Annotated in this window: 4 protein-coding genes and 1 pseudogene; 3 read left to right on the forward strand and 2 right to left on the reverse strand. The window is 39.7% G+C overall.

Translation table 11 applies throughout. From position 1 onward, the window contains the following. Positions 1-251 precede the first annotated feature (251 nt). Complete coding sequence (locus IM273_RS21970) at positions 252-572, reverse strand: hypothetical protein (protein ID WP_141238767.1); 321 nt, start codon at positions 570-572, stop codon at positions 252-254. A gap of 108 nt (positions 573-680) precedes the next feature. After that, the gene (locus IM273_RS21975) at positions 681-1322 is read right to left on the reverse strand and encodes an EAL domain-containing protein (protein WP_193055635.1); all 642 of its coding nucleotides are present in this window, start codon (positions 1320-1322) and stop codon (positions 681-683) included. Between the two features lie 219 nt (positions 1323-1541). Here IM273_RS21975 and IM273_RS21980 point away from each other — a divergent pair, with 219 nt between their 5' ends. The 3 genes and pseudogenes from IM273_RS21980 to IM273_RS22600 form a co-directional block, all read left to right on the forward strand. Then, positions 1542-1856 carry a hypothetical protein gene (locus IM273_RS21980; RefSeq protein WP_193055636.1) on the forward strand — a complete coding sequence of 105 codons (315 nt, stop codon included), beginning with the start codon at positions 1542-1544 and terminating at the stop codon, positions 1854-1856. A 27-nt stretch (positions 1857-1883) separates the two neighbouring features. Then, positions 1884-2693, forward strand: a complete 810-nt coding sequence (locus tag IM273_RS21985) for a DUF2971 domain-containing protein (protein ID WP_063432123.1) — start codon at positions 1884-1886, stop codon at positions 2691-2693. Positions 2694-2708: 15 nt separating this feature from the next. Then, positions 2709-2964, forward strand: a pseudogene (locus IM273_RS22600) (hypothetical protein); the annotation flags it as partial.

Raw genomic sequence — 2964 nt, forward strand, 5'->3', positions numbered from 1 at the left:
CATCAATATCTTTACCAATTGGCATACCTTTATCACGCCATTGTCGTACAGTACTCTCGTCATACCCGTACTGCTTACCAAGTTGGTTCATGCTTACGTTTTTCATTTGCTAATTCCTTTTATGCACTTCTTATTCACTTTCGGTTCGGATATGTTTTGTTTTTGCATTTATATTCAAAACAATTCGGGGACGAAACTACGCTCGATCCGAACCCCACCGGAGGAACCATTAAAATGAATATTTTGAGTGATCATTCATCTTTGAAGTTATTGAGTAGTACTGACACTCTGTAGCTATTGATAGGTCTACCGTTTAAAGATTCATGTTCTAATAGTTCTTTTATTAGCCCGTGTAGGTAATCCAGATGTGTACGTTCACTACCTTCATAGTTATCAATACTATTCCAGTAATACCACCAGCGGCCTATTGTGTAGCTGTGCTTATAGTTAATACTGATATATTTATGTTTGGCTGTTATTGAATAGTCATCAATGAATAGGCTGTAGGCTTCATCAATCGCTATGTGAGCCGATATTAGTACATCATCACGTGAATATTCATAACCTGACATTACGCCGTCTGTGATGGTTGTAGAGCCTTTTGGGAAGTGTAGGATTATTGATATGCACATTTGTATACCCCTATGATGTTTGGTCTATAGGGGTATTTACTGTGTTAGTTAAAGCAGGGTGTTTACCTTGTCGAACGGTACTGATCTGTAGAGATAGCCTTGTACCGCCGTTACTCCACTATCACGTAGTACTGATAGCTCTTTCTGTTGCTCTACTCCCTCTACGATTACATAGGGGCAATACTGCATGATGTTCTTCATCAATAAGCTGAAGGTAGGTTTTTGGATTTCCTGACGGTAGAACGCCCTATCAATCTTTACTGCCTCATAGCATCCAGTAGTGAGTGCTGCGACATTGGCACGGCCTGAACCAAGATCATCGAGGAACAATCGATAGCCAACGTTTAACAGGGTCTTGAGTACTGTATGATTGATCCCCTGCTCCAAGCCTTCAAAGTTCTCTGAGATCTCCAACCGGACAAACTCCAGCTTATCCAGTAGCTGTATCACCTTTCTATCAAACACACACAACCTTGCTTGTATGGTGTCTATGTTGACAGTGCAGTAAAGCCGGTTATCCCTGAACCATGACGCACGTACTTCTATGGCCTGTAGTTGTCGTATTAGTAGTTCCCTCTTCCCTTCAGCATCCATAGCCATGATGAAGTACTTACTGTTGAGTACTTGCATACCTTCACTATGAAAGCGGGTTAATAGTTCGCAGCCTACGAGCTGGCCTGAAGTTGTCATGATTGGTTCTGCTATGAAAGTTGTGGTAATCATCCATTATTATCTCTTAACTCGATAGATAACGAATTATTGATCGGTTTTACCTATTATTATAGTCATGACCTCACTAAAGAAATCAACTTAACCTATTGAAAATGATCGTTTTTATCTAATTTATGGTGTTTTGTTTTGTACTGTATATAATCACAGTATTAGCGGTTTTGCTTGGAGGGTTAAGGAATGGGCAATAAGAACGGTTACGATCCATCCATACGTAGAGGTGTTCACCAGTTCTCACACGCTGGGGTATGGTTCACGGTCTGTTATTGGGGGAGTGCTCTTGAGCAATTCAAGTTTGGTGATCGGGTGATATTTGAAGGTTCTTTAGGAGGGGTCTTCTGGCTGGGGACAGTTGAGCGGGATTGCTTTGTACTGATTAGCGAAACGCCATTTAAAGATGTATTGGACGCTGTGAGTTATCTACATGCAGAAAGGCGTGTGATTGAACAACATGGTGATGATTGGTTTTGTTGGCAAGAAGAACTACCGTTCTAGATTGTTGCTTAAAAGGTGGTTATTATTATGGCACCTGGGATATCAATAAGAACAATCGGAATCATGAAGTTTTATAAGTATGTTGGTGCTGAAACAGCAAAGGTAATCATCCAAAATTCAACTTTAAAATTCACTTCTCCCGTGAATTTTAATGATCCCTTTGACTATTTCCCTGCGGTTAAAGAAGAGGGATTAAGGAAATTTACACGCCGCATTAACGATGAAATTGGTGGTGGGGTTAAACGTTACAAGACCAATCATCGTGAGACTTCTAAGCATCTCCAGTCTCTACGCAGTGGTGCATTTAGAGATCTTTATACCCGCAACATGTCCATAAGTTGTTTTAGTAAGTCACCTTTCATACTCCCAATGTGGGCACACTATGCAGATAACCATGAAGGTTGTGTCATTGAGTTTGAATTCAAATCAGACAGCCCTCTAGTAGTAGAGTATTTTAGCTTGGGTATTGATGAGCTATCGCAAATACTTATTCCTTTTGATGTTAGCTATTCTGAAGATCGACCTCCGCTTTTTGATGAGAATGGACGTACTGATGGCCCTAATACTGGTTTCCAAGCTTGTTTAACTAAAGCTAAAGAATGGGAGTATGAGCAAGAAATGCGTGTTGTAACAAAACAGCCTGAAGGGATCTATCCATTCGAAAGGTCACAAATGACAGGCTTATATTTTGGCATGAAAATTGATAAACAACACAAAGCAGACTTATCAAGAATAATTGACGGCTCAAATAACTACACTGGCACAAATATACGTAAGCATGATGTAGTTATGGCTTATGATAAATTTGCACTCTCAAAAATCCAATTCCGCTTATGAAAAGGTGTCATGAAAATGGATTATTTAAAACGGACGAATAAAATATTACTTTCGCTAGTTATAATTTTATTCGTATTCGCTATCATAGCTTTTGCAAAGGTGGTTTTTAATAGTATGAGCGGTTTAGAATGGGGTAGTGTATCAGATTGGGTAAGTACTGGATCGTCTATAGCGACAACTTATATAGCCTACCTTGCGTATAAGGCTGCCCCCAATTGGTTTAAACAAAAGACTTATGAAGCGGGTTTCGACCATGTTTCTGCTCTGATGA

The organism is Enterobacter cloacae complex sp. P13B, from assembly GCF_014895915.1.
In the GTDB taxonomy this organism is placed as follows: domain Bacteria; phylum Pseudomonadota; class Gammaproteobacteria; order Enterobacterales; family Enterobacteriaceae; genus Enterobacter; species Enterobacter bugandensis.

Bases quoted from the DNA above. Each gene is read 5' to 3' on its own strand.
- IM273_RS21970 (WP_141238767.1), bottom strand. From the start codon at position 572: ATGTCAGGTTATGAATATTCACGTGATGATGTACTAATATCGGCTCAC.
- IM273_RS21975 (WP_193055635.1), bottom strand. From the start codon at position 1,322: ATGACAACTTCAGGCCAGCTCGTAGGCTGCGAACTATTAACCCGCTTT.
- IM273_RS21980 (WP_193055636.1), top strand. From the start codon at position 1,542: ATGGGCAATAAGAACGGTTACGATCCATCCATACGTAGAGGTGTTCAC.
- IM273_RS21985 (WP_063432123.1), top strand. From the start codon at position 1,884: ATGGCACCTGGGATATCAATAAGAACAATCGGAATCATGAAGTTTTAT.